Consider the following 25,964-nt stretch of genomic DNA (forward strand, 5'->3'; position numbering starts at 1 on the left):
GTCTACAGACAACGATCCTATTGGAGGTCGCGGAGTCCACCTATGAAGTGCGTCCAATCTCAAATTCTCTGCGGGACGGTTACGCGAACCTCCGGCGACCCCTCGTTAGACTGACCCCATGTCGGAAGAATCGGAAGTGGATGATGCTCGCGGTGAGCCCACCTCTGTCCAAGACGTTTCCGACGGACGAATCGCCCAATCCCGGCTGGACCATCCCGTCTTTGTCTCCGACTCAATCCCCGGGCGTCAACGCCGCCTTGAGGACGGACTAGAAGCTATCCTCTCCCTGGCCGGAGTTGGGTTGGTTCTACTACTGGGCGTCTATGCACAGTCGACAACGCAGGGCGTTGAAGAAGATGTCCGCGCCGCCCTCGCCCAAGTGATTCGCCAGATCCTCTTCCTTCCACTCAGCCTGCTTGAAGGCATTTTTGTCATTACCGTCCCCATCGCGCTCATCATTTATTTGCTGCGCCGCGGGGACTACACGACAATCCTCTACACCGTCCTCACCGGCATCGCATCCGCTCTCTGCGGGTGGGGAATACTCCTAGCCCTTCCCCACCTGCCGGAAGCAATCACCGCCAGTCTGGTCGTCACTACACCCACCGGTACGCTCAATTCTGTCAACGTTGTTTTCATGGTTATTACTGCCATGGCGACAACTGCGGGAACGACCTCGGCGTCCAAGAGCGTCAGCTTCACGTGGATCGGCATCTGGGTCCTACTGCTTGTCTCACTGATTCGCGGAACTGCAACACTTCCCGGCATTTTGGTCACCGTTCTCCTTGGACGAGCCTTCGGTTGTTTTACCCGGTGGATTGGTGGATTCAACGACTCTCGCGCGCTGCCCGCCGACCTGGTGGATGCGGCAATCACCGTAGGGATCAACCCCTCCAGATTCGTGCGGATCGATGTCCCCACGGACCACCAACCGCTGGAGACTTGGGAAGTTTCGGAAAGTGATGAGACCCCGGACTACCGCCTCGGCATGATCAATCCGCCACTGGTGACAACCCCGGTCTCTGAGTCCGAGGGCGAATTCATTGTCACCCCCCAGTACGCCCGCGATTCGGACAGGCAATACCAGATGTGGGACGAGGATGGACGCATCCTGGACGTCCACGTCCTCGACCCTGATGCGGGCCTTCTGTCGCTAGCGTCTGACCTGTGGTCAAACATTCGTGTGCGCGGCACCGAACGTCTCATCAGTCCCGCCATCAAGATCAACGCTCAAAGGGAAATGCTGGCGGCCGGCATGGTCAAGGATGCCGGGGTGAGGACGCCCAGGCCGCTCGCCCTGTCCGACGCGGGCACCTCTGTTGCGGTTTTTTGGGAGCCACTGCCCCCGACCATCCCCCTGTTACGGCTGCGCGATGAGGGATACGACATCAGCGACGACACTCTGGATCAAGCGTGGAGCCAGCTCAAGGCGGCGCATGCCCGCGATATTTGCCACCGCAACCTGGATGTTGACGCGCTCACCTTGGATCAGGACTTCAACCTGTGGATGCTCAACTGGAACCAGTCGGACATGGGCTCCAATGACATTTCTCAGCGGATTGACTGCGCACAAATGCTGGTCCACCTGGCTCTGGCAACTTCAATAGACCGCGCCATCGCATCCGCACAACGCGAGATTGGGACCCCGGAGTTACTTGCCACCGCGCTTGTGCTTCAGTCCGTCGTCCTGCCAGCCGGGTTACGAACCAGAGCTCGCAAGGACAAGATCATTGACAGCCTGCGGGATCGCCTCTCAGAGATCACCCCGGCCTCGCCGGTTTCCGAGCCGATCAAGCTGCAGCGTTTCTCCCCGCGCACTGTCATCATGGCGCTTCTTCTGGTTGTCGCCCTCGTCGCCGTCATGGGTAGTTTGAACTTCGAGGCTCTTGAGACAGCCCTGCGTGACGCCGACTACATTTGGTTGTTCATTGCCTTCGTGGTTGGTTCAGTGACCTGGGTGGGAGCTGCGATTCCCCTGGTTGCTTTCGCACCGAAGAAGATCCGGCTGTGGAATGCGACCCTCGCACAAATGGCTGCCTCTATGGTCACCGTGGTCGCACCTGCTGGCATAGGGCCGGCCGCGCTCAACATGCGCTTCCTCAATCGCGAGAAACTGTCGACCCCCGTCGCTATTGCAACCGTGACACTGGTGCAGATTTCACAGTTCGTCACCTCGGTGATTCTGCTGTTGTTGGTTGTTGTGAGCACGGGCAGTTCGGTCAGTAGCCTCAGCATTCCAACCATGACAATTGTCTGGGTGGTCGCTGCCGTTGGGACATTACTTGCAGCCGTCCTTGCATTCCCGAAGGTGAGGAAGTGGATCTGGGACAAGGTGCGCCCGTCTTGGGACCAGGTCTACCCGCAGCTTCTGTGGATTATGGGTCACCCAAGGCAACTGCTGATTGCAATCGGCGGCAACATCCTCATGAACCTGGGATACATCGGTGCATTCGGCTTGTCGCTGGCCGCCTTTGGATACTATCTGGACCCACTAACTCTGGCGCTGACATACCTGGTGTCGTCCACACTCGGTTCAGTCATCCCAACTCCCGGTGGTATCGGCCCGGTCGAAATGGCTTTGACCGCCGGACTGCAAGTTGCTGGTATTCCACCGGCTATCGCCCTGTCAACAGCAGTCCTCTTCCGCCTGGTTACCTTCTACGGGCGTATTCCGTTCGGTTGGATCGCGTTACGCAATATGGAGAAGAAGGGGCTTCTCTGAAGGTTTGAGGCGGGTAGTTGGCGACACACGGGGCGCGCCAACCTGTCATCACGGGTCGCGCTGGTCATCGACCTCGATCGCATTGCCAATATCGATCTTCATCTGCTCTGTGACCCACGCGGTTTCCCCAAGCCGCCCCAGCGCGACGGGACCATCAAATCCGAGGACGCTCATCCAAATGTCAACCAGCTCGCGATGGTATGTATGACCGTGACCCGCAGGGGCCGTACCCGCAACAGGAAGATCAGCAACCAGTTGAAGATAGGTTGCAATCGGAGTGAAGTGCATGTCTGGCACATCCAAACCCGCTCGCTCACGAATCCAGTCCGGCTCTTTGAAGACCAGGTCGGAAGAGAACCACACAACCGGGTCTGAAGCGTGTTGCGCAAACACCGCTCTCGGGAAAAGCCAGGGCCCCAACTCCCTACCGTAGCGGTCCCGCGTTAACTGCTCCGGGTTGTTGACGAAGCGAATATGAGATCCATTTTCAAACACCGGGGCAACCTCCGGAGACCCCTTGTGTCGGGATTTTGTGAGCTGCCGCAATAGTTTCGAGGCCTGGGGAGAACCTGTCCAGATCGCTCCGTCAACACGCTCAGTCAGGTCATGGGCGTCGGCGAAAAGGTCTTGTGAGCCGTATGCGCCAAGGGACTCTCCACCGACAATAACCAGTGGACGCTCATCCTCCGGTAGTGTCGCAACCCGCTGCGCGACCTTCTCAAAAAGCAAAGTCCCGGCCTTCACGCACACCGATAGGTCTGAAACCATCAGGGCAGCTGAGAAAAGGTATGAGTACTGCATGGTCACCACAGCGCAGTTGCCGCGAGTCAGGTACTCCATTGGCTGCACCAGCCACTCATCCACCCAACCGGATCCGGTCGCCGTGTTGACCAGGATTAGGGAGCGTTTGAATCCACCGGCACGCTCAAGGTCTGCTACCGCAAGATCCGCAAGCTCATCTAGGTTGGTATCGGCGGTAGGCATTCCCGCATAGATACGGATCGGCTCCATCGCGGGAAGACCTGTGACGTCCTCGATCATTTCGGCACTGGGGCCCTTGCCGATGAACTTCCTCCCCTGGCCGCCGATTGTCTCCCATGGGACTAGGGATTGCTTAGACCCTGACCTTTCCGGGACCTCGGGGCGGGCATATCCGTCGGCACTGGTCGTATTCAGCGCTGCCGCCTTGCGTGCGAAGATCGCCATCACGGAGCGGAAAACAACCCTGTTGGAGATGAATAGGACCAGTGCAATCACGGCCACTAGCGCTATCGCAAGAGCAAAGGGGCGGTAAATCCAGTTGGCAAGGAAGGAGACGATGAGGTTGAAGATTCCCCGCAACAGGCCGACCACGGTCAGCACCGCCGCAAACATGACGAAGCTCGCGGCCAGGCCAATCAGGTACTCCACCAGGTTGACCTGCTTCATCTCCTGGAGCGCAGCCGCCTTCTTGCTGGCCCAGAACGACTGCCAAATCGACCTCATTGTCCACAGCGTCACCGCGGCCACCAGCAGATAGGTTCCAGTTTGGGTGACGCTTTCGGGCGCCGAAATAGAGACATCCAGTGCTCTCAGCAGAGCTGCGCCCCCCTCTTGGAGAGCCCATCCCAAAACGTAGCCCAAACCCATGAGGATTCCGGAAACAAACGCATGCCACCACCAGCGGCGGGGCAGGACGGACGGGGTCACGGAGATTGCGTAGAAGACCATCGTGAACAGAACGCCGAAAAGCGATGGCTCAGCCATGTCTGCTAGCACCCCCAGTTCGTGTCGTGTACCCCGGTGCAGAACACAACGCGCTGATCCTGCCAGATCACGGTACCGCCCCGCGTGATTTAGAGGCAAAATCAGTACATGAGTAACAGGCTGCCCCACCCCGACCCACTGCCCCCACTATTCCAGGAAGTTGCGCCCAACCTGGCCATTCCTGATCCGTTTGCTGCACCATCGTTACGGTGGGGAATCCTTGGGGCCGGTGGTATTGCACGCACCTTTGCCCGGGATGTCCCCAAATACTCAAACCAACAGGTCGTCGCGATTGGTTCCCGCGAGCTCTCACGCGCCCAAGCGTTCGCTACCGAAATGGGACTGCAGCAAGTTGGCACCTACGGACGCTACGAAGAGCTGGTGCAAGCAGACGACATCGACGTCATCTACATCGCCACGCCGCACATGCGCCACCGCGACGATGCCCTCCTGGCGTTGAATGCGGGCAAGCCCGTCCTCGTCGAAAAAGCATTTGCGACTTCGATAGACCAGGTCAATGAAATGTTTGATACCTCCGAAGCCAAAGGCCTCTTTGCGATGGAGGGGATGTGGTCGCGACACCTGCCGCACTACCACTTCATCCGCGCCGCAATTGCATCAGGGCGTCTGGGACGCCTGGTTGGAGTTTCTGCAGACCACGGGCAGCGTCTAACCCACATCGCTCGGATGACGGACCCCAACCTGGCAGGTGGAGCCATGTTAGACCTCGGCGTCTACCCAATCTCACTGGTTCAGATGACGCTGGGAAAGCCGACCGAACAGGTCGCACTGGGGCGCCTCTCTGACCTGGGCGTTGATCTGGGTGACGTTGTGATTGGGAAGCACGAGGGCGGACTGTCTGTGGCCACATGCCAGATGGATGGCGCGACCTCGATGCACGCCATCCTCACGTTTGAGGCCGGGACGATCGAACTTGCCAAGAACTTCTATGGGCCAACGAAGGTGAGGTTGACCGTGTTCGACCTCGACCCCGCCACTGGTGCAGCCGTGTCAGTGCACAAGCAGAAGTGGGATGCATGCGTTCCCGGTGGATTTCAGTACGAGGCCGCAGAGGCTGCTCACAGAATCACGGCGGGAGATCTAGAGTCCCCTGTTGTCCCCTGGTCGGCGACCCGCGAGGTTCAAGAGATGATGGATGACGCACTGGCGCAGGTTGGGGTGCGGTACCCGCGGTTCTAGCGGGCTAGGCCCGTGCCGTCGCCACAATTCCGCCCCAACGTATATATTTCGGTACGGGCTAGGCTGGCGTGGGCGGGGAGCCTACCGAGCCAAGACCCTGTACGGCACCTCTATGTGGCCTTCTTCCAAACTCTTCCCACTACCATCCGAAGTCTCAAGAGACTGAGATCCTCGTGACCCGGCGTTCGCAAGCAAGTCGAGAATCTTGTTCGACGCAATATCTGCAGCCGGATCAACGGTGTCAAATGCCGGATACGAATACTGCCCCTCTTCGATGTTGTCAAAGCCGATGACACAGACGTCATCCGGAACAGAGATTCCCGAGGTAGAAAGGGTGTGGATGGCGCCGAAGGCCATGGAGTCGCTGAAGCAGAATAGGCCGTCAAACTGAACTCCCGAGTCGATCAGTCTACGGACAGCCTGTGAGCCTTCAGCCCGATTGAAACGCTCCACAAACCCCAACATCGTCGGTTCAAAAGCGATTCCAGCCTGATCTAGAGCTTCCCGGTAGCCCGAGAGTCGCAGCCTCGAGGTCGCCTGCGTCTGGTCAATTTGGCAACCGATGGCCGCGATACGCCTGCAGCCTTTCGAGATGAGATGAGCAGTTGCGGCCCTAGCTGCTGCAACGTTGTCTATCCCAACATGCGGCACTCCTTCGCCCAGAAGCGCTTCACCATACTCGCCAATGAGGACGAGAGGCGCGTTCGACCTGCGTACCCTGAGGTCTGCTGCAGTCAGTTCAAGCGGCGATAAAACAATGCCGTCCAAACCGGGAAGTGAATGACCTTCAATCGCCGCGCATTCGCGATCACGATTCCCATCACTCTGACTGACAAGGACAGTCAGCCCGCGAGATTGCGCAGCAGCCACGAAGCTGGACGCAAATTCCGCGAAGTACGGTTCACGTAGGTTTGGCACGACTAGGGCGATCATGCCCGACGTACCGCTCCTCAATTGCCGAGCCGCAAAGTTGGGGTGATAGCCGAGCTCTTCAATCGCCGCAAGCACTGCATTCCGTACAGGCTCGCTTACCCAACCCTGCGAGTTAACTACATTGGAAACGGTCTTCGGGCTGACGCCAACTTTGGCAGCCACATCACGTAGCGTAACTCTGTGTGAACGCTGAACTTTAACCATTTTTGCAGAGCTCCTTCCGTATCGCAGATTCTCATGTTAGGGTTTCGCCATCATCGTAGTTCAACGTTGAACGTAACAGACAACATATCTCAGGTTTGCGTTTCGCAAGTTAGTTCAACGTTGAACCACAAGTGGCATGTTGGGATTCCAATCATGACCCAGCAAGTTAGGAGGGGCGGCGGTGGAGCAGCTAGCACGCGGCATCAAACCGTACTTATACATAGCACCCGTTGTGCTCATTTCAGGCTTCCTGATCTACTATTTCATTGGCTTCACCGTGTTCGCCAGCCTCACAGACTGGAACGGCCTCAATCGAATGAACTTCATAGGCCTAGATAACTACAAGGAGCTGGTGAACGACAGAACCTTCTGGATTGCGCTACGTAACAACCTTGTCTTCATGGTTGCAACAATCTTCATCCAAGCCGTTCTTGGGCTCTTGGTGGCGGTCCTCTGTGCTGACCGTCTCCCAGGTTCAAACATCTTCAAAGCGATCTTCTTCTTGCCCATTTCAATGGCTCCGGCCATCGTTGCGACGGTATTCAAGTACATGCTCGAAGCCAACTACGGGACGCTCAATGAAAGCCTGAGATCCCTTGGCCTCCTCGGGGAGAACGACGTCATCACCTGGTTGGGCGCAGACCTCGGCGTTTGGTCGATTGTGGCTATCAACGTGTTCCAGTGGATGGGCTTCTCCATGATGATCTACTTTGCCGGCATCATGTCTATCCCAAAGGACCTGTACGAAGCGGCTGAACTAGATGGTGCTGGCTGGTGGAGAAGGCTGTTCAGCGTTACTATCCCATCGCTGCGAGGTGTCACAGCTACCCTAATCATCCTTGGAATCGTCGGATCGCTGAAGACATTTGACATCGTCTGGCTCACGACCGGGGGTGGGCCGGGAGTATCCACCCAGTTCTTGACCACCTTCTTGTACCAGGAACGCGCAAATCGCGAAGCCGGATACGCAAGTGCAATCGGCACTGTGCTCCTGATCCTTGCGTTTGTTCTAACACTTGCCCAAACCCTGTGGTCGAACCGCAAGAGTAGGAGGAGCTGAAATGAATAGTCGGCTGGTTGCCAATGTCGCTAAGTACATTGCTCTTATTGGTCTTGTCGTCGTCTGGCTTTACCCCATTGCCCTCGCCATCTGGAAGTCCGTAGAGGTCGGTGGGTGGAGCAACTACGGCGACGTGCTCACCCACGACACATTCAACTACTGGACCGCCATTGGCAATTCCTTCCTGCTTGCTATCAGTTCAAGCCTAATCATCATCGTCTTCGCATCACTTGGCGGATACGCCTTCTCAAAGATGAAGTTCCGCGGACGTTCATTGATCTATTCGATGCTCCTTGCCTGCCTCGCGGTTTCCATTGCATCGGTAGTCACTCCATTGTTCTCGACCATCAACAGCCTGAACCTGAGAGATACCTACATTGGCGTGATCATTCCCATGGTCGCATTCAACTCCCTCATGATGCTGATGATCATGAAGACGCACTTCGATTCGCTACCTGACGAGCTGATCGAGGCGGCACTGTTGGACGGGTGTGGATCCTTCCGAATTTACTGGCGTGTCCTGATGCCCTTATCTGGTCCAACGGTTGCAACAGTCGGCGTGCTTTCCTTCGTTTACACCTGGAATGAATATCTTCTTCCATTGCTGCTGCTAAGAGATCCAAACCTGTTCCCTGTGACAAGGGCTATCTCCCTTCTGCAGTTCGATCGAATGAGTCAGCAAGACATTTCGACCCTCTATGCAGGCCTAATCCTGATGACCATCCCCACTTTGCTGGTCTACCTATTTAGCCAGAAGTACCTACAGGCCGGAGTTACGGCAGGAGCGGTGAAGAGCTAATGCAGAAATTCGAGAACCCAGCGAGGTTTGAAGACCCTGAGCTAACCAATCCTGACCCGTTCATCTTGAGTTATCTTGGCACCTACTTCTGCTATTCCACGGATGAGGAAGGCGTCAGAGTCTCTTCTTCATTAGACCTCATCAACTGGAACTACCACGGCTTTGCCTTCACCGACCCGAAGCGGAGAGCCTTCTGGGCCCCGTGCGTGATCTATCGAAACGGCATGTTCTACATGTACGTGTCGGACAGGCCACGCAGAGCCGAAGACAGTCACGAACAGCGCCTCCGCGTGGCGACATCACCGTCTCCGCTCGGTCCATTCACCTCTCTACATACTCTGATCGACGGGAGCTTTGCGATCGACGCAGACGTTGTGTTCGACGAGGACGGCACCCCGTATATGTTCTATGCAAGCAACGAGTTCACAGGTCTGTCACTTGACAGGCCTGGAACCTCCGTGGTCGTTGACCGCATGAAGGACCTAGAGACCCTGCAAGGTGAACCAGTTCCTGTGATCGTTCCGACGTTGCCTCAAGAAGTATTCGCACACGACCGTTTTACGGATGGACGTGACTGGCACACTATCGAGGGCAGTACCTTCTTCACACATCGCGGAACTGCGTTCATGACTTACTCAGGCAACGCATACGTACGTCCCGACTACTTCATCGGATACTCAAGGGCTCAGCTGGGACCCAAACTAGAGAACCTCGTTTGGAGCAAGGCGCCCAGTGATCACATCTTTGACCCCCTGATGTGCCGTAGCGCAGAAGTGGAAGGAACCGGACACAATTCAGTCGTGGTCGCCCCCAACCTGGTCGACCTGTGGATCGTCTACCACGGCCGTAGTACGGCCGTGGAGTTTGATCACGACCTCGAGCAAAGAGTCATGCGGCTCGACAGACTCCATTTCGATGGCGACGTCTTATGGACCGACGGACCTACATCCTCTAGCATTGCGCCCCCAGCACCGCCAGGGATCGAGCTCGCTGGCCCCATTACCACTAGAGGTAGTAGCAGGGCTGATGAAATCGTCATTGCCCAGTCTGTTGGTCCCCATATCTCAGAGGTATGGGTCCACACTCAGACAGGCGACTCTGGTTCCCGGTTTGCTCTTGTCCCAATGACCCTTGGAGCAGATAACCAGTTTGCCTTGTGGTTCGATCGGGGAACTAAGACAGTGACTGCGCGCCAAACAACCAACGGTGTGTGCAGCGACATCGCCGAAGCGAAACTTCGCGACTTCGACTTCTCGTCTTGGCAGCCACTGCAGTTGGAACGCGGACTGGACCATGTGACATTACGTCGAGGGAACGAAATTCTCATTAGCGCGCACCACTCTTGGCGGACAACCAAAGCAAATGCCGCAGTCATCAGCCAGTACACGGCTACTTCTCTCGGACATTCTCGATTGACCGAGCACTTTGACTGGGATGCCTCTCAAGGGGGCGCTATCGCCTCCGTACTCAAGTCGGACACCCCCACGCAGGCTAATGCGCACGGTCTCTGGTCTGAGGCAGCAGAGCTAACGCTACTCCGGGACGAGGGAGGAAAAGACCTATCAATCGTCGCGGACTTCTGGCTCCCTGCCCAGGACTCCATTGTCCAGATCGCAGGATTTGCTGATGAGAGACAGATTGAAATCATGGCCCAGGAAGGAGCACGACAAACCGTCCGCTTTAGGGCAAACCACCAGGATCAAATCGTCATGTATCTGAAACGGAGCGCTCTGAGCGGTCTCAAATGCACTCAGAAAACGCAGTAACAAACACAAACCCAAAGAAGGAGAAACCCTTGAGAAGCACACGTAAATTTGGGGTGGCAACCGCTGGAATTATTGCAGCAATGGCCTTGAGCCTTACTGCTTGCTCCAGTGGTGGCACCTCAAGCACAGGCGGCGACACAGCGACCAGTGGAGCAGACAGTGACACCGGCAGCGAAGAAGTTGAACTCAGTTTCAGTACCTGGCTCCCGACCCAGGTTCAGTGGCCTGAACTTATCGCCGCGTTTGAAGACGAAAACCCCGGCATCAGCATCGACTTCCAGCGAGACGAAGACTACGATGCTTTCCGCACAAACCTAGACAATGAAATTCTCGCTGGGGAGACTCCAGACATATTTGGTATCCAAGCTGGGGCATCGTTCAACGACTACGCCGAGTACGCCCTACCCGTTGAGGAGTATGCGACCGATTGGATCGAGGGCGTACGCGAAGAGCCTCGCAGTGAAACTACAACACAGGATGGAGTTGAGGCTGCAGTCCCAATCTTGACGGCAGGCATGCAATTCTACCTATACAACCAGAACCTCTTCACCGAGTTGGGTCTTGATCTCCCGACGAACTATGAGGAGCTGGTGAAAGTGTCTCAGGCCGCAAACAGCGCCGGATACACCCCCTTTGCAATGGGCGCAGCAGACGCGTGGCACGACGCTGACTTCTTCGTATGGCTCTCCAATCAATATGGAAGTGGCGGGGACATTTATAAGGCTGCTGGTGGAGAAATCCCCTGGGACTCGGAATCTCTTGTCCAAGCCGCTACTGACTGGCAGAAGCTCTTTACAGACGGCGTCTTCCAACAGGGTGCTCTTACTACAACCACCTACCCTGCTGCTCGTGACGACTATTTCCTAGCTGGTAGAGCACTTGCCCTGCCGACCGGCTCTTGGCACGTGGGAATGGCCCTAGTCGGACCAGATCAGGAGCAACCCGGTAGCGCCATCGAAGACGACGAAGTTGGCATGGCAGTATTCCCCCAGATTGGCCCCAATAACGGGGGCGCCACATCAGGAGTCGACTTTGCATTGGCAATTTCCTCAGACATAGATGAGGCAAAGCTCGATGCTGCGGCAAAGTTCGTCGAGTTCATGGCTGTCGGAACTGGTCAGCAGCTGTGGGTTAACACCCTCCAGGGGTTCCCCGTTGCGGATGGCATCCAAGTTGAGGTTGCCGATGACGAGCCAGAGATTGCCAAGGAGAGCCTGAGCACGGTTGAGGACGCACTGGCAGAATCCAGGTTCCCTCGCAAACTGAACGTCTCGGGCTGGGATTCCTTGGAGCAGGACCTCGGCATCGTACTTCAAGACATCGCTGGTGGCGCTGACCCCGCCGCCACATTGGCAACATTGAATAAGTAGAGCTGAGAAACCCACAGGTATCCCAGCAACTCCAATAGAAGTGCCCTGTTTCCCACCTCATAGGTTGGGGCCAGGGCACTTCTCCGTTCCAAGCCGCATCTTGCTCTGACATCCCGGCCACGCCGCTTCCTGAGTTTCCACTTGTAGCCCGCACCCGGCGGCATTTCGTGAAATGTATACGTGGGGAACCGACGTGGCCCGGGGGTAGGCCCCCCACGCGCACATTTCGCCCCAACATATACATTTCAGCGGGGGGCGGGGCCTGGGCTGAGCGGGCGGGGCCTGGGCTGAGGGGCCGGGGTCTGGGCCGAGGGCGGGCCGAGCCGGGCCGAGGGCGGCGGCTGTGCTAGGCCCGCGCCGTCCACACCAGTGTCGTGTACGGCAACGCGAACGGGGCAATTGGGTCAAACCCCAGGTGCTCCAACAAATACCAGCGCAGGTTGTCCTGCATCTTCGCGCGACGAGCCGGGCTCGCCGCAAGGTATGACGACCGGGTGCGGGCAAGGCGCAAGCACTGCTCCACAGTCAGGCTCTGCTCCCAGCCAACCTCCGTCAGCAGCGGACGCTCAAACAACGGACCCAAATCCGGGGTGCGTTCGCGCCGCACCACATCACCGGAACGCATGATGCGGCTCAGCCTGTGCACCCAGGGGACCTCAACCGCCAACTGGTTGGCGACCAGTGCGAGGGCGCCTCCGGGGCGCAAGATCCGCGCCGCCTCAGCAGCAGCAAGCGGAATGTCAAGCCAGTGGGAACACTGCGCCCACACCACCAGGTCAGATGAGTCGGCCGCAAGCCCGGTGTCCTCGGCGGTTCCCGCAACAACCTCCAGCAGTGGGCCACCTCCGACCAAGTCCGCCCTCGCCTCCTGAGCCCAAGAGCCTTCCTGCAGCACCTCCCGCATTGCCGAGGACGGTTCAACCGCGACCGTCCTCACCCCACGCTCAACCAAACCCCGCGTGAACTGGCCTGTACCCGCCCCCACATCCACGGCGCTCCCAACCCCGTGGGCCGAGGCCGCAAGCACCGCGTCGTAGGCACCTGCCGGATAGGTGGGCCGAGTCTCTTCATACTCGACGGCTTCCGCACGCCCAACCGTGGCTGCGAACGGGTTGATGAACCCAGAGTTTCCCTCAGTCAAACTTTCGGCTGCTTTCCGCGCCTCGACTTCTTGCTTCGACGGGGTGTTTCCTTGCGCTGGCCCTCCAGGTCTCGCAGCGCCTGCCCCAGCACGGGATATGAAAACTTGAATCCACTGCGAGCCAACGCCTCCGGCACCGCCCTCTGCCCTGCAGCAACCGTCTCATCAACCATGTTTGGCGTCAGTGCGATCCGAGCCACGGGACTTGGGAAAGGAATGAACGTCGGCCTGTTCAAGACACGGCCATACTCCCTGGTGAAGGACGCATTACGAACAGGGTTCGGCGCAGTGAGGTTCACCGGCCCGGACACCTCGCCGTCCAACAGAGCGACCATGGCGGCAACATGATCGTCGATGTGGATCCAGGACAGCCACTGCCGACCATCCCCAATTCGGCCCGCCACACCGAACTTAAACAGGGGTCGCAGAGCACCTAGGAAACCTCCGCGAGGCGAGAGGACGTTGGCCGTCCTCAGGCGCACCACCCGCACCCCTAAGTCTGCGGCAGGAAGCGCCGCATCTTCCCACTTCTCACAAACATCAGCTAGGAACCCGGTTTCCACCGGCGCGTCCTCGGGAAGCAGACGATCCCCACAGTCAAAACCGTAGATGCCCACGGCGCTGGCAGAGAGGAAGGTTTTGCACCGGTCCGATCCCTCTTCGCGCGCGTCCGCAAGCGCTTGCACGACCGTCCTCGTCGACAGCACACGTGAGGAGAGGATTTCCCGCTTGTACTCTGCCGCCCAGCGGCTTCCCGCTATTGGTGCGCCCGCCAGGTTGACCACGGCGTCCACGTCACTGAGTCCGGGCACTGAAATTGTGTTGGCCTGCGGATCCCACTGCCTTTCCGACTCGCTGGTGGCCGGCTTGCGGACCAGGCGAACGACCTCGTCCCCCCGCTCGACTAGCGCGGCGTCAAGGCGGCTCCCCAGCATCCCGCTGGCACCACCAATGGCAATCTTCATGTCCACAGCTTAGGTTTTGATGACCAAATCGGCTAGAGTTCGCGGGCTGTTGCGCACCCAATGCTCACGTTCGGCGCGGTTCCACTGCTCCCAAAACGGGGCGTAGAGTTCCCCGTCTCGCGCCAGTCCACGAGCGCGAGCCTCCTGCGGGTCGGCCTCGACCCAAATACTCAGGGTTGCGTTCGCAGCCGTCGTCGGGGTGAGCGCGCCGCACCCCTCGATGATCCACGGCTCAGCCGGGTCCAGCACCACCTCCTCGGCATACCCTTCGCGAACCCAGTCCCACCTCGTGTAACTGTCACGTTCACCTCGCAGCAGTTCCTCAGCCACAGCCGTTCCTTCGGTGAGGCCGTCCCACCCGGGGACCCAGTCCTCGACGCTGAGAACCCTGACATCCAGAAGTGAGCCAAGCTTGTTCGCGAGGGTTGTCTTGCCACTTCCGGAAGGTCCGTCAATGACGATCCGCGCGGGCTGATCTGCCATGGCCTCATCCGATCCCGAAGAGGGAGAACGTCCCCACCGCTGCCGCGACGCCGAGGGCGATGGCTGGAACGAGGGCGCAGACCGCAACCATGACCGCGTCGGCCCTAGACAACCGTGACACCCTGGCGTTTGAGCGTGGGATGTCAGACCCAAATCCCCGGGCTTCCATTGACACTGACAGGGAGTCGGCCCGACGCAAAGCAAAGGTGGTCAGTGAGAAGGCGGCCTTCGCGAAGTGTGCGCCGTCCATTCCCCTGGATCGGCGCGCCCTCTTCAATGCTGCCCAGTCGCTGAGCATCAGGCCCACCATACGCACTGCCGCAAGCGAAGAGAGAACGAATCGGGACGGCAGGTGAACCACCTGGGTGAGGGAATCTGCGACCTCGGTGGAGCCCAAACTGGGCAGGACAACAACCGCGGGGAGGCCAACGGCGAGCACACGCAAAGACATCGATAGCGCCAGGGTCACCGAGTTTTGGCTGATCACCACGGGTCCCCAAGCCGCGTAGATCTCCCCGCCGGGTGCCGCGTAGAGCAGCATGGAAACCGCGGCTAGCGGCGCCGCTACTAGCAGTGGGGACAGTCGAATAAGAAGTGTTCGAGGGCGCAATCGCGCCAGCGGCAGCAACATCATCTCAAGCAGCAGGGCAATGCCAGCTGACACCGGGTCGATACTGAGCATGAGGGGGATGGTCATGAGGAGCAGGCCGAGTAGTTGCGCCGCGGGATTGACACGGGACAGGGGCGTTCGGGGTTGGCTTACGACCCGGGTTGGCGCCTGGGCAATGGGCGTTGCGCCAGCGGCGTCCTCGATCTCAATGAAATCCTCACCAAGGGCCCGCACCAAGTTCTTGTCGTGCGTGATGATGATCAGCGTGGTCCCGCGTCCTCGCGCCTCAACAAGGAGGGAAACCAGGTCCACCCAGGTGTTGAAATCTTGCCCGAAGGTCGGCTCGTCAAGCACCACAACCTCGGGCGCCGCGATCAGTGCGGTTCCAACGCCGAGGCGGCGCCGCTCCCCACCGGAAAGTGACAGTGGGTGAGCCGCCCGTAAGTGACGCAGGTGCAGCAGGTCCAAGTACTTGTCGACGCGCGCGGCGATCTGGTCACCGCCCAGTCCGGACAGCTTCGGACCGAGCGCCAGTTCGTCCTCAACGGTGGAGGTGAGGAACTGGTATTGGGGTTCCTGAAACACCATCGAAATGCGGCCGAGCAGCTCCACCGGCGACCAGTCGGTCGGCTTATCGCTATGCACAGAAGTGTTGACATTGGCCGCGTTGCACACCTGCGGCCCCGCGTGAACGGCGCCCGACCGTGGCTGCAGCAGGCCCGCAAGCGTCAGGGCCGTAGTCGTTTTCCCCGCCCCATTGGGACCGACAACGCACGTGGAACGCCCTCGTTCAAAAGTCAGGTCGAGGCCGGTGAGGACCGCCGGGCCATCTTTGTAACCAACCGCAAGATCCGTGGTTGTCAGCGCCGAACCGGGGACTTGCGACCGACCGGGTCCGCTGCGCGGCGGGAGGAACTGGAGGGGGTCAACCCCCGGAATCCATACCCCCGCCTCACGCAACGTAGCGCCATGATCGGCAATCACCCGTCGTGGTGGGCCGTCGGCCACCACCCCACCCTCAGTGAGCACAATCAGGCGGTCCGCACGGTCAATCCACGGGGCCAGGTTATGTTCAACAATGATCAGGGTCGCGCCCGACTGGTTCGCCAGATCCTCAGTTGCCCGGCGCACCTCTTCCGCGCCGTAGGTGTCCAGGTTGGCTGTGGGCTCATCCAGCAGCATGACCCGCGGCCGCATGGCGAGGGCGCATGCCAGGGCCAAACGCTGCTTCTCACCACCGGAAAGGTGCGAGGTCGGGTGGTCCAGAGGGTAGCGGAGGCCGACCACGGCCAACGCATCCTTGACCCGCGGCCAGATTTGCTCTGCCGGGAGACCAATGTTCTCAAGGCCAAACGCGACCTCGTCCCCCAGCCGTCCCATCACCCTCTGTGTTTCCGGGTCCTGTTGAACGAGGCCGACATGCCCGCGCACCATCGGGGAAGATGCAGGCATGCCCGCGATGGTGAGGGTACCTTCGCTTTCGCCCTCGTCCACCCCCAAAACCCCGGCGATCCCGTGCAGCAAAGTGGACTTACCCGCCCCCGAGTTACCAACAATGAGGACACATTCTTGCGGCGCGATTTCCAGCGTCACGTCCCGCACCGCCCACGCCTCACGCCCCGGGTGACGCCAAGCCCACCCCTGCAGACGAACTGGGGGTGCGACGAGGTCCGCGACCGGATTCTGTGGGAGTGGGGAAGTCATCTCTAGACCCGCTTTTGAAGGTCGCGTCCCGACGCGAATCTGTTAAGCGCACCCGTCTTGGCGAGGGCGCGCACCAGGAAGTAGGACCCCAGGCCAGCAATGATGATGCCGGACGTGATGGTGGCTGACCAGTAGATGAGGTTGAAGAGGAAGGACTTGGCAAAGTTGCCGGAGGTCACGCCCTCGAGAAGCATCGCGCCAACTGCGGCAAAGGATCCCGACAGCGCGGCGACACCCGGGCCGAAGCGGCGGTAGCGAAATAGGGCGAAAGCCAGCTCGGCTCCAGCGCCTTGGATGAGCCCAGCGATGAGGGCCTCTGCGCCCCACTGCGAACCCAGCGCCATGGACACCACCGCGGCCAGGGTCTCCACAAAAATGGCGGCACCCGGCTTGCGGATCACCAGGGCGCCGAGCGGGCCACCCATGAGCCACACGCCGGAGACAATCCCGCCAACACCGGGGGTGAGCGCATCCAAAGCCGTAAACCCGGCGTAGCCCACCTGATTCCACAGAAGAAAAATCACACCCATTACGGCACCTAGCACCGCTGCCGTAACAATGTCGACAACGCGCCACCTGTTGGCATGCAACCCAACCTCAGAGCCCGCATTCACCAGAGAACCTCCCGCACTAGACAAAACCCAGTCGTAGCCGCGAGGTCGCACTTCCTACGCCGGTACTAACCGGATCAGGTTCGACGGTCGGGAACTGCTGTTCCCCTCTCACCCCGCTTCAGGGGCCCCGTGGCTTCTTCCACCTTAGACCCTTTGTCACCGAGGACGAAAGTCCGTCCAACCCGCTTGACGGTGACATACCCCCCGTCGTGCGCTCGCGTGGAAGGGCTCGGAAGTCGCCGCGCTTGTTTATAGTGGTAGGGGCGAGCATTGCATCAAATTCAAGGGAGCATTCATGCGAATTGGAGTACCAGCTGAGAAACCAGATCAACCTCTGGTCGCTGCCACCCCAGATACGGTCACAAAACTAATCAAGCTGGGGTACTCCGTCCTCGTTCAAGCAGGAGCTGGCGCACTTGCTTCCTACCCGGACTACCAGTACGAGGACGCGGGCGCGCAAATCGTCGACCGGGATGCCGTCTACCACGCTGACATTGTGCTCACTCTTGACGCGCCGGAACCGTACGACCTCGACAAGATGCACGCCGATTCCGTCCTCGTTTCTCGCCTGGCACCAGCCCGCAATGAAGCGCTCATGGAAAAACTTGCCGCACGGAACATCACGGCGTTGGCCATGGATGTCGTGCCCCGCATTTCTCGCGCGCAAGCAATGGATGTGCTGTCCTCGCAGGCGAACGTTGCCGGATACCGCGCCATCATCGAAGCTGCGAATGAGTTTGTCAGGCTCTTCACGGGTCAGGTCACGGCCGCCGGGAAGATGCCGCCCGCCCACGTTTACGTCATTGGCGCAGGTGTTGCCGGACTAGCGGCAATTGGCACCGCAAACTCGATGGGTGCAGAAGTCTTTGCTTCAGATGTGCGCCCGGAAGTGGCAGAGCAGGTCAACTCGATGGGGGCTCGGTTCGTCCCCCTCCTCGCAGCCCAAGAGAAGTCCGAGGACGGTTACGCGAAAGCAATGACCGCGGAGCAGGCAAAACTCGCTAACGAGGTTTACGCTAAGCAGTCCGCCACCTGCGACATTGTCATCACGACAGCGAACATTCCCGGCCGCACCTCCCCCATCCTCCTCGATGACGAAGCAATCGCGGCCATGAAGCCCGGAAGCGTCATCGTCGACATGGCGGCCGCGAACGGCGGGAACACCACGCAGACCGTTGCCGGGCAGAAAGTAGTTACCGCCAACGGTGTCACCATCATCGGATGGACAGATCTGGCGGGACGACTTCCGGCGCAGTCCTCGCAGCTGTACGCGCAGAACGTCGTCAACCTACTCAAGCTCATGACACCTGAGAAAGACGGGCAGTTGGTCATCGACCTCAACGATGAGATCGTTCGGACCATCACCCTGACGGATGATGGGCAGATCCTCTGGCCTCCCCCACCCATTCAAGTCTCTGCCGCCCCCGCGGCGGCAACTGAGGACCCGGTTGACCACGCCAAAGCCGCAGCGGATGCCGCGCGAGAGGCAGCGGCAGCGAAGCAGAAGCGCTTCGCTTGGATCGGCCTTGCCGTGGTCGTGGCAGCCGCCCTCGTCCTCGTCACCCCCACAATGGCGCTGGGACACTACATGGTGTTCGTTCTGGCGATTGTCGTTGGTTTCTACGTCATCACAGGTGTTGCGCACTCGCTGCACACGCCGCTGATGTCAGTAACGAATGCCATCTCCGGCATCATCTTGGTCGGGGCAATCAGCCAGGTAGGTTCTTCGAACCTGGCTGTGACGATCATTAGCTTCCTCGCGATCGTCGTTGCGTCCATCAACATCTTTGGTGGGTTCCGCGTCACCGGCCGCATGCTGACCATGTTCCAGAAGGGCTGAGCGAAACAATGATTGCACTGCTTCCCACATTCGTAGTTCCTGCCGTTGTTGACCAGGGGTGGAGTGAACCGTCCTACTGGACCGGCCACATCGTCACGCTGGCCTACATTGTTGCCGCCATCCTCTTCATCTTGTCTCTGCGGGGCCTGTCATCCCACGAAACCTCACGCCAGGGGAACAACCTGGGCATCACCGGTATGGCTATTGCACTGGCCGCGACCATTTTGGCCGCGCTAACCGGAGAACCGGGACGTGGAGTGCTCGTCACCGCCCTTCTCATTGGTGTTGCCATGCTGATTGGCGCCACGATTGGGCTGTGGCGCGCTGCCAAGGTTGAAATGACGGGCATGCCCGAACTGATCGCCCTGCTGCACTCCTTCGTCGGGTTGGCGGCTGTGCTGGTTGGTTTCAACTCGTTCCTGGCTCCGGATCCAGAAGCCATCCTCCTGGGTGGGTTCCACATGGGTGAGGTGTTCCTGGGTGTCTTTATCGGGGCGGTGACCTTCACCGGCTCGATCGTTGCCTACCTGAAACTGTCCGGGAAAATCTCGGGAGCGCCCCTAATGTTGCCGGCGCGCAACATGTTGAACCTGGGTGCCATTGTTATCTCCTTGCTGCTCATGGTGTGGTTCATTGCAGCAGGTCACAGCAACTGGGCCTGGTTCCCGTTTGTCGCAATGACCGTGATCGCCCTCGCCCTCGGCGTTCACCTGGTTGCGGCCATTGGTGGCGGGGATATGCCGGTCGTGGTTTCCATGCTCAACTCATACTCGGGGTGGGCTGCCGCAGCGGCGGGGTTCATGCTCAACAACGACCTCCTGATCATCACGGGTGCCCTGGTTGGCGCATCGGGTGCGTTCCTGTCATTCATCATGTGCCGGGCCATGAACCGTTCGTTTATCTCCGTCATCCTGGGTGGGTTCGGAACCGGTGAGTCGACCGCTGCTTCGGGCGAGATCGATGGGGAATACCAAGAAATCAATGCCGAGCAGGTTGCTGCAATGCTGGCAGGCTCCCGCAAAGTGATGATTACCCCCGGCTACGGGATGGCAGTCGCGCAGGCACAGTACCCGGTTGCAGAACTCACGTCAGCACTGCGTGACATGGGGGTCGAGGTCGAATTCGGCGTTCACCCGGTTGCCGGGCGCCTCCCCGGCCACATGAATGTCCTCCTTGCGGAGGCCAAGGTTCCCTACGACATCGTCATGGAAATGGATGAGGTCAACGACGACTTTGGTGACGTCGACACCGTCCTCGTCATTGGAGCGAACGACACGGTCAACCCTGCGGCTGAAGAGCCCGGGTCGCCGATTGCGGGAATGCCGGTCTTGAAGGTGTGGGAGGCGCAGAATGTGGTCGTCTTCAAACGTTCGATGGCCACCGGTTATGCGGGGGTGCAGAACCCGTTGTTCTTCAAGGAGAACTCGCACATGCTGTTCGGGGATGCTAAGGACTCTGTCGACAAGATTGTGGCGGCGGTGAAGCAGGGCGTCTGACCGGGCCGCGAGTATGGCCTAGGCAGGCAGGAACTCGAACTCGACCTCGACCTCGACCGTTGCGTTGAGGGGTAGGGCTGCAACACCAACAGCGGAACGCGCATGGCGGGAACCAAAGATGCCTTGAAGTAGGTCGGATGCGCCGTTGATGACTGACGGCTGAGCGAAGTAGTCCTCCGTCGAAGCCACAAAACCAACGACTTTGACAGCCCGGACTAGACGGTCCACTCCCCCAACTGCGGCGGCAGCTGCGGCTAGAGCATTGAGTGCGCACTGCCTGGCAGCGGCGTAGGCAAGATCATCCGTCACGGCAACTGTGCCGCACTTACCTGTTAGAAGCAGGTCGCCATCCTTCATGGGGAGCTGGCCGGACGTCCTCACCAGCGACCCGAAGACAACGGCCGGGGCATACGCGGCAACCGGCGCGGCAACCGGGGGTAGCTCGATGCCGAGTTCTTCCAAACGTTGCGATATTGCCATTGGTTTACTCCCTCATGGTTCGGGCCCGCGGTGGGCGGGTTGGTGTCACCCACAACATTAGACGGGTTCGTGCCACTCGGAACAGTATCTGGATTCGTGCCACCCACAACACTAGATGGATTCGTGCCACCCGGAACAGTATCTGGGGTGTCTCGCTCGCGTCCTCGTTCGCCTCCTAGTCTTCCGCGCACACCGCCCTCCCCGCACCAGAAATTCGTGACTCTTGGCGCATGTCCACATTCGGCTAACACTTGGCGACAAACTCGGATACCCTTATATGCGTAGTTTCAACTTGAATAGAAGTACCCAGCGGATTCGCCGCGGTGTGCAACGAAGAAGTTTTACTGCAACCAGGTCCGACGGGCTTGGTTCCACACCGGCAGCACAAGAAAAGAGAATCCACATGGCTGACGTAACAACTGGAATCGTAAAATGGTTTAACTCCCAGAAGGGCTACGGCTTCATTAGCCCCGAGGACGGCTCGGAAGACGTATTTGCGCACTACCGCAACATCGTTGGTTCCGGTCACCGTAACCTCGAAGAGAACCAGCGCGTCGAGTTCAGCATTGAACAGGGCGACAAGGGTCTCATGGCCACCAACATCAAGGTCCTCGACTAGTAGAGCTTGGTCTTCGACCATAGCGCGAAGGTATCGATCGCAACGCTAGGTCATCGACCTCTAGCAACTGAGGTCTGAACCATTCAGGCCCTCGAAGCACTCCCCCGGATATTCCGATCTAATCGGAGATCTTGGGGAGTGTTTCTGCGTTAGTAGACCATTGCCGCCACTACACACCCCAAACCGCGAGATCGAATAGTATCGACACATTACACTGTTATTGGTCCCGAAACTGTCGATACTATTCGATCTCGCGGAGGCGGGGCGGGTGTGGGTGCCGCGGGTGTGGGTGCCGCGGGTGTGGGTGCGGCCGGTGTAGGTGGGGTGGCCCAACGGGGCCGGTTGGCCCGAAGGGGGCGGGTTGGCCCGAGTGCCAGGCATCCGCGGAGTTCCCCAGCATTGCGGAGTGTCAAGCGCCGGTTAGGCTTAGCGAGCCAGTCTGGCCAGCCCACCCTCATATCACACCGTTATGCAAGCCTACCCGGCTCCCTATGGCGTAACCGGCTCGGCATGCCCTAACTGGCTCGCTAAGCCCAACCGGCTCCTCAACCATCTCCGCCGCATCGCCCTAGGATCTCGAAACCTCCAAGACTACGTCCACCACAGCCTCCTCGACACCGGAGGATTCCAACTCCACCTACAGCCCCTTCCATGAAGGGCCGCCATACGGTGCGCGTTCGGTCAAACGGTGCGCGCTCGGTCAAACGGTGCGCGCTCGGCCCGGTTTACTCTCATATAACAACGTTATTCCAGCCAAACTCGCACCGTTACGGTCAGCCTTGGCTGGGTGGCATAAAACTCGCACCGTTACGTTGAGCCGCGTCAGCGGCGTCAGCGGCGTCAGCCGCGGCCCGCACCCCCACTCGCGCCCGCACCCCCGCGCCGGAGTGCCTTCCAAAACATCTGCACCGCCACAAACGTCAAGAACACAGCAAAAGCAATGTTCGCAGCCATTGGAGACACTGCCGTCGCAACCATTGAGCCCACGAATGTTGTCACGCAGGCCGGTAAACCAACCGCAAGAGCAGCAGAAAGATCCACATTCTTCGCCCGATAGTTCGACAAAGTCCCCGTCAGGGACGTCGGGATCATCACTAACAGCGAGGTTCCCTTTGCAACCAGATCGCTGGCCCCGAATAAGAGCATCAATGCGGGAACAATAATCACTCCGCCCCCAACTCCCAACAGGCCCGCCAAGATACCCGTCACGATCCCAAGCAGGATCATCGCTGTCGCCGTCAGCCAAGTGATGTCCAGGGCAGCATCCCGATCCGGTATCACCAAGAACAAGCTGACGATCACCACGACGATGAAGACAGCAAACCCAATCTGAAGTGGCTTCGCGGGAAGCTTGCGTAGTAGCCGCGTCCCGATCCTGGCCCCAAAGACAGAGCCAACCGCCACCAGAATCGCAGCGGTCAACGACACGTTCCCGTTGAGTGCGTACGAAACAACCCCGACCAAAGCCAGGGGAAGGATTGCAGCCAACGAAGTACCCGCAGCCAGCTTCTGGTTGAACTTCAAGATCAGCAGCAGGCCAGGAACAATCAGGATCCCCCCACCAACACCAAACATTCCCGACAGGAACCCGGCCGCTAAGCCCAACGCCACCAGCTCCACCCACTGCGCTGACTTACGCGCGTCGGTTCCCACTTCGCTCATACCTGTCATCACCGGCCTTTCGACACCACTCTAGCCGCGGCCGCCACTGCCCCAACTTCACGCTGGAGGGCCCGTCTTCAGAAAGTAATGCTGGGGCAGTCCTTGAGCACACGATTCAACGCCTGCTGCTCATCCCGCGTCACCGTGAGATTCCACTTGTATTTCACTGCCACCTGACGGGCAGCGTAATCACACCGGTACCCCTTGTTGTCTGGCAACCACTGGTCTGCAGTGGATGCACCTTTGATTTGGTTCGCCGCGCCCTCGACCGCAAGAAGGTTCAGTGGGTCGTTGGCGAACCTAAGACGATCCTCAGCATTCCACTGCCATGCTCCGGACTGCCAGCCGTTCGCCAAAGCAACCACATGGTCAATTTGAACGGCAGCGCTTGTCTGCTCACCCCGTTGAAAAACGATGGTTGTGTCCGTGTAAGGATCTTCAAGAATCCCACCCTGCACAACACAGGCGCGCGCATCAGATCCGAAGTCGAGGTCGGTTAGGTCCCTTGCCAGAATCTCATTGCGCGTGTTGCAACCATCAGCATCCAGATCTGCCCAACCGTCCCCAAACTGCGCTCGGGAGTATGGTGGTGCATCGCCTAAGTCCCCACCCTCTGCCACCTCAAGGGAAGCCAACTGACGAAGAGGTTCCGAGGCCGATGCATCAATTTCTATCGGACGATCAGAAGTGAACCCATTGAGGATCTGCGGAAGGAGCATCCAGGCTGCGAGCGCGAGGACGGCCACCGCCACAAAAACCCTCATGGCGGATGGACGACGCGAATCCTGCTTGCTTTTTCTCACCACCCCATTGTGCAGAAGTTCGCGAGGCCTGAGGTAACTTCGGACCTCAACATGGGGATAACTTCACTATCCACAGGACATCCAACACGATCAACTGAAGAGTTTTCCACCGTCCGGGTCATATGGGTCGATTAGTCCGGGGAAGTTGTTGCGCACGTTTCCCACCGCGGGCGCCACCATCCGAGGTGCGAGGGGGGCCGGTGGAATGGCAGCGATCAGCTCCGCAACCTTGTCCTTATCGGTCAGCTCCTGATCCAGCCACATCCCCCACAGCGAACGTGGCACAAATACAGGCATCCGGTCGTGGATGTGACCGAGCGTGTCGCTAGAAGACCGTGTTAAGAGTGCGACTGTCGCCGGTGCGGGAAGTTCCAGTTTCCCGTTCTCTCCACCTTGGTCACTAGCACCAGGCCACTCGTAAATGCCGGCCATCGCCATCACCGGCTCACTGCCAGGTGGAGCCGGGTTTCCATCAGAATCCGCGAGACTGAGGAAGTACGGTTGCTTCTTCCCATCACGCTTCTTCTGCCACTCAAAGTAGCCATTGGATGGCACCAGGCAGCGCCGCTTCTTCGCGGCTGCTGAGAAGACTGGCTTCTCAGTCACCGTCTCCGCCCGAGCATTTATCAGCGGCTTGAACCCTTCCTTCGCCCAGAAGGGCACGAATCCCCACTTCTGGTTGGTGAGGAGACGTTCCGCTTCCGCGTCCGAACGCACCGCGCGAATCAGCTCGGATGGTGCCTGGTTGTACGAGGGCGCGTGCTCCCCCTCAACCAAATCGATATCAAACAGGGTTGTCAGTTCCGCGTCGTCGGCGTACATCGTGAATCTTCCGCACATACCCCATTGTCTCCCGCCAGCCCGCGAAATGTATACGTGGGGAACAAGAGCGACCGTGGGGTACATACCCCAGAGGCACATTTCGCCCCCGCATATACATTTGGGAGGGCGGGCCGCGTAGGGCGAGGGCGGTGGTGGGAGGAGGGCGTAGCGACTGGGCCGGTGGGCAGGCCTAGTCCTCCCTGGGCGTCCCCGACTGCGGGTTCTCCCGAGCCCGCAGCGCCAAACGCGCTTTGAGCTGCGCGGGGGTCTCAGCAAGCGACCAATCAGAATGCACCGGCAACTGCCACTTGCGCCAGTGCGCCACAACCGTGAACGACGACCCGACAACGGTCGCCAGAATCATCCCCCAAGTGGGGCTCCCCAGGCTGTACAGCAGCACCATGATTGCCGCTGACACCAGCGCCGGGGTCGCGTAGAGGTTGTTCCCCCCGAAAACCATGGGCACGTTCCCCGCTGTCACGTCACGAATCATTCCCCCGCCGACAGCGGTCGTGATCCCAAGGAGCAACGCTGGCATGATCCCAAACCCAAGCGCAAGCGTCTTCATCGCACCCGTCGCCGCCCAGCATCCGAGGACGGTGCCGTCCGCGATGATGAGTGCGATCCTCCAGAACCTGGAACTCAACTTCCAGAAGAAGGCGATCCCCGCACCCACCAGTGCCGTGGAAATATACAGCGGGTCTGTCAGAGCCACGGGTGGCCCGTGCTGCAGCATCACGTCCCGCACAATGCCGCCTCCCATAGCGGACATGCTGGCCAAGATAACGAACCCAACCGCATCAAAGTGCTTGGTTCGCGCTAGTTTCCCGCCGAGGATCCCGTTCAGCAGCACACCGGTTAGGTCGATGACACGGAAGATGTCATTGACCTCAATGCCGTAGATTTCAGCCAGGTCCATAGCCGC

General features: G+C 59.3%; 21 protein-coding genes and 1 riboswitch. Of the genes, 9 read left to right on the plus strand and 12 right to left on the minus strand.

Translation table 11 applies throughout. The annotated features are described in order from the left end of the window. Positions 1–118 precede the first annotated feature (118 nt). Positions 119–2,722, plus strand: a complete 2,604-nt coding sequence (locus IDL90_RS04485; protein WP_187994501.1) for a lysylphosphatidylglycerol synthase transmembrane domain-containing protein — start codon at positions 119–121, stop codon at positions 2,720–2,722. Between the two features lie 48 nt (positions 2,723–2,770). Here the strand turns inward: IDL90_RS04485 and IDL90_RS04490 are convergent, their stop codons facing one another. Next, positions 2,771–4,468, minus strand: a complete 1,698-nt coding sequence (locus IDL90_RS04490) for an alpha/beta-hydrolase family protein (RefSeq protein ID WP_187994502.1) — start codon at positions 4,466–4,468, stop codon at positions 2,771–2,773. Between the two features lie 108 nt (positions 4,469–4,576). On the opposite strand from IDL90_RS04490, the gene IDL90_RS04495 reads away from it, so the two are divergent. Then, positions 4,577–5,668 (plus strand): Gfo/Idh/MocA family protein, encoded by a 1,092-nt coding sequence (locus tag IDL90_RS04495; RefSeq protein ID WP_187994503.1) that lies wholly within the window; start codon positions 4,577–4,579, stop codon positions 5,666–5,668. Between the two features lie 81 nt (positions 5,669–5,749). Here IDL90_RS04495 and IDL90_RS04500 read toward each other — a convergent pair whose 3' ends face one another. Beyond that, complete coding sequence (locus tag IDL90_RS04500) at positions 5,750–6,805, minus strand: LacI family DNA-binding transcriptional regulator (RefSeq protein ID WP_187994504.1); 1,056 nt, start codon at positions 6,803–6,805, stop codon at positions 5,750–5,752. 181 nt (positions 6,806–6,986) lie between these two features. Between IDL90_RS04500 and IDL90_RS04505 the strand changes: the two genes are divergently transcribed. Genes IDL90_RS04505 through IDL90_RS04520 form a run of 4 tightly spaced genes read left to right on the plus strand, consistent with a single transcriptional unit; the run spans position 6,987 to position 11,800 of the window. Beyond that, positions 6,987–7,865: a carbohydrate ABC transporter permease gene (locus tag IDL90_RS04505; RefSeq protein ID WP_187994505.1), complete on the plus strand. Its 879-nt coding sequence runs from the start codon at positions 6,987–6,989 to the stop codon at positions 7,863–7,865. 1 nt (position 7,866) lies between these two features. Then, on the plus strand, positions 7,867–8,664 hold the full coding sequence (locus tag IDL90_RS04510) for a carbohydrate ABC transporter permease (RefSeq protein WP_187994506.1): 798 nt from the start codon (positions 7,867–7,869) through the stop codon (positions 8,662–8,664). Next, the gene (locus IDL90_RS04515) at positions 8,664–10,430 is read left to right on the plus strand and encodes a glycoside hydrolase family 43 protein (RefSeq protein ID WP_187994507.1); all 1,767 of its coding nucleotides are present in this window, start codon (positions 8,664–8,666) and stop codon (positions 10,428–10,430) included. Before IDL90_RS04510 ends, IDL90_RS04515 begins: the two co-directional genes overlap by 1 nt. A 29-nt stretch (positions 10,431–10,459) precedes the next feature. Next, complete coding sequence (locus IDL90_RS04520; RefSeq protein ID WP_187994508.1) at positions 10,460–11,800, plus strand: ABC transporter substrate-binding protein; 1,341 nt, start codon at positions 10,460–10,462, stop codon at positions 11,798–11,800. A gap of 346 nt (positions 11,801–12,146) precedes the next feature. Here the strand turns inward: IDL90_RS04520 and IDL90_RS04525 are convergent, their stop codons facing one another. From IDL90_RS04525 to IDL90_RS04545, 5 genes are read right to left on the minus strand one after another with little or no spacing between them, the layout of a single operon-like run. Then, a complete protein-coding gene (locus IDL90_RS04525; protein ID WP_223175178.1) occupies positions 12,147–12,941 on the minus strand; it encodes a class I SAM-dependent methyltransferase in 795 nt (264 codons plus the stop codon). Continuing rightward, positions 12,938–13,906, minus strand: a complete 969-nt coding sequence (locus IDL90_RS04530) for a TIGR01777 family oxidoreductase (RefSeq protein WP_187994509.1) — start codon at positions 13,904–13,906, stop codon at positions 12,938–12,940. Before IDL90_RS04530 ends, IDL90_RS04525 begins: the two co-directional genes overlap by 4 nt. 9 nt (positions 13,907–13,915) lie before the next feature. Beyond that, positions 13,916–14,389, minus strand: coding sequence for an AAA family ATPase (locus IDL90_RS04535; RefSeq protein WP_187994510.1), 474 nt, complete (start codon positions 14,387–14,389; stop codon positions 13,916–13,918). A 4-nt stretch (positions 14,390–14,393) separates the two neighbouring features. Then, positions 14,394–16,703 carry an ATP-binding cassette domain-containing protein gene (locus IDL90_RS04540; RefSeq protein WP_187994511.1) on the minus strand — a complete coding sequence of 770 codons (2,310 nt, stop codon included), beginning with the start codon at positions 16,701–16,703 and terminating at the stop codon, positions 14,394–14,396. Positions 16,704–16,705: 2 nt separating this feature from the next. Next, the gene (locus IDL90_RS04545) at positions 16,706–17,317 is read right to left on the minus strand and encodes an ECF transporter S component (RefSeq protein WP_316930281.1); all 612 of its coding nucleotides are present in this window, start codon (positions 17,315–17,317) and stop codon (positions 16,706–16,708) included. Positions 17,318–17,351: 34 nt separating this feature from the next. Beyond that, a riboswitch (TPP riboswitch) is annotated at positions 17,352–17,457 on the minus strand. Between the two features lie 155 nt (positions 17,458–17,612). Here IDL90_RS04545 and IDL90_RS04550 point away from each other — a divergent pair. Together IDL90_RS04550 and pntB are read left to right on the plus strand one after the other, a co-directional pair. Further along, positions 17,613–19,157 (plus strand): Re/Si-specific NAD(P)(+) transhydrogenase subunit alpha, encoded by a 1,545-nt coding sequence (locus tag IDL90_RS04550; protein WP_187994512.1) that lies wholly within the window; start codon positions 17,613–17,615, stop codon positions 19,155–19,157. An 8-nt stretch (positions 19,158–19,165) separates the two neighbouring features. Further along, positions 19,166–20,653: a Re/Si-specific NAD(P)(+) transhydrogenase subunit beta gene (pntB, locus tag IDL90_RS04555; protein ID WP_187994513.1), complete on the plus strand. Its 1,488-nt coding sequence runs from the start codon at positions 19,166–19,168 to the stop codon at positions 20,651–20,653. Between the two features lie 18 nt (positions 20,654–20,671). On the opposite strand, the gene IDL90_RS04560 is transcribed toward pntB, so the two are convergent. Further along, the gene (locus tag IDL90_RS04560; protein WP_182141697.1) at positions 20,672–21,133 is read right to left on the minus strand and encodes a RidA family protein; all 462 of its coding nucleotides are present in this window, start codon (positions 21,131–21,133) and stop codon (positions 20,672–20,674) included. Positions 21,134–21,536: 403 nt separating this feature from the next. On the opposite strand from IDL90_RS04560, the gene IDL90_RS04565 reads away from it, so the two are divergent. Continuing rightward, on the plus strand, positions 21,537–21,752 hold the full coding sequence (locus tag IDL90_RS04565) for a cold-shock protein (RefSeq protein ID WP_182141696.1): 216 nt from the start codon (positions 21,537–21,539) through the stop codon (positions 21,750–21,752). 840 nt (positions 21,753–22,592) lie between these two features. Here IDL90_RS04565 and IDL90_RS04570 read toward each other — a convergent pair. The 4 genes from IDL90_RS04570 to IDL90_RS04585 form a co-directional block, all read right to left on the minus strand. Next, on the minus strand, positions 22,593–23,423 hold the full coding sequence (locus IDL90_RS04570) for a sulfite exporter TauE/SafE family protein (RefSeq protein WP_262509028.1): 831 nt from the start codon (positions 23,421–23,423) through the stop codon (positions 22,593–22,595). 68 nt (positions 23,424–23,491) lie between these two features. Continuing rightward, positions 23,492–24,217 (minus strand): HNH endonuclease family protein, encoded by a 726-nt coding sequence (locus tag IDL90_RS04575; RefSeq protein ID WP_316930282.1) that lies wholly within the window; start codon positions 24,215–24,217, stop codon positions 23,492–23,494. Positions 24,218–24,307: 90 nt separating this feature from the next. Next, positions 24,308–25,057, minus strand: coding sequence for an SOS response-associated peptidase (locus tag IDL90_RS04580; RefSeq protein WP_187994514.1), 750 nt, complete (start codon positions 25,055–25,057; stop codon positions 24,308–24,310). 172 nt (positions 25,058–25,229) lie between these two features. Beyond that, positions 25,230–25,958 (minus strand): trimeric intracellular cation channel family protein, encoded by a 729-nt coding sequence (locus IDL90_RS04585; protein WP_187994515.1) that lies wholly within the window; start codon positions 25,956–25,958, stop codon positions 25,230–25,232. Positions 25,959–25,964: the final 6 nt, after the last annotated feature.

This window comes from Schaalia sp. JY-X159, from assembly GCF_014525425.1.
In the GTDB taxonomy this organism is placed as follows: domain Bacteria; phylum Actinomycetota; class Actinomycetes; order Actinomycetales; family Actinomycetaceae; genus Scrofimicrobium.

What these genes read in the sequence shown, in the direction of transcription:
- IDL90_RS04485 (WP_187994501.1), top strand. Translation starts at nt 119, where the DNA reads ATGTCGGAAGAATCGGAAGTGGATGATGCTCGCGGTGAGCCCACCTCT.
- IDL90_RS04490 (WP_187994502.1), bottom strand. Translation starts at nt 4,468, where the DNA reads ATGGCTGAGCCATCGCTTTTCGGCGTTCTGTTCACGATGGTCTTCTAC.
- IDL90_RS04495 (WP_187994503.1), top strand. Translation starts at nt 4,577, where the DNA reads ATGAGTAACAGGCTGCCCCACCCCGACCCACTGCCCCCACTATTCCAG.
- IDL90_RS04500 (WP_187994504.1), bottom strand. Translation starts at nt 6,805, where the DNA reads ATGGTTAAAGTTCAGCGTTCACACAGAGTTACGCTACGTGATGTGGCT.
- IDL90_RS04510 (WP_187994506.1), top strand. Translation starts at nt 7,867, where the DNA reads ATGAATAGTCGGCTGGTTGCCAATGTCGCTAAGTACATTGCTCTTATT.
- IDL90_RS04515 (WP_187994507.1), top strand. Translation starts at nt 8,664, where the DNA reads ATGCAGAAATTCGAGAACCCAGCGAGGTTTGAAGACCCTGAGCTAACC.
- IDL90_RS04530 (WP_187994509.1), bottom strand. Translation starts at nt 13,906, where the DNA reads ATGAAGATTGCCATTGGTGGTGCCAGCGGGATGCTGGGGAGCCGCCTT.
- IDL90_RS04535 (WP_187994510.1), bottom strand. Translation starts at nt 14,389, where the DNA reads ATGGCAGATCAGCCCGCGCGGATCGTCATTGACGGACCTTCCGGAAGT.
- IDL90_RS04540 (WP_187994511.1), bottom strand. Translation starts at nt 16,703, where the DNA reads ATGACTTCCCCACTCCCACAGAATCCGGTCGCGGACCTCGTCGCACCC.
- IDL90_RS04550 (WP_187994512.1), top strand. Translation starts at nt 17,613, where the DNA reads ATGCGAATTGGAGTACCAGCTGAGAAACCAGATCAACCTCTGGTCGCT.
- pntB (WP_187994513.1), top strand. Translation starts at nt 19,166, where the DNA reads ATGATTGCACTGCTTCCCACATTCGTAGTTCCTGCCGTTGTTGACCAG.
- IDL90_RS04560 (WP_182141697.1), bottom strand. Translation starts at nt 21,133, where the DNA reads ATGGCAATATCGCAACGTTTGGAAGAACTCGGCATCGAGCTACCCCCG.
- IDL90_RS04565 (WP_182141696.1), top strand. Translation starts at nt 21,537, where the DNA reads ATGGCTGACGTAACAACTGGAATCGTAAAATGGTTTAACTCCCAGAAG.
- IDL90_RS04570 (WP_262509028.1), bottom strand. Translation starts at nt 23,423, where the DNA reads ATGACAGGTATGAGCGAAGTGGGAACCGACGCGCGTAAGTCAGCGCAG.
- IDL90_RS04580 (WP_187994514.1), bottom strand. Translation starts at nt 25,057, where the DNA reads ATGTGCGGAAGATTCACGATGTACGCCGACGACGCGGAACTGACAACC.
- IDL90_RS04585 (WP_187994515.1), bottom strand. Translation starts at nt 25,958, where the DNA reads ATGGACCTGGCTGAAATCTACGGCATTGAGGTCAATGACATCTTCCGT.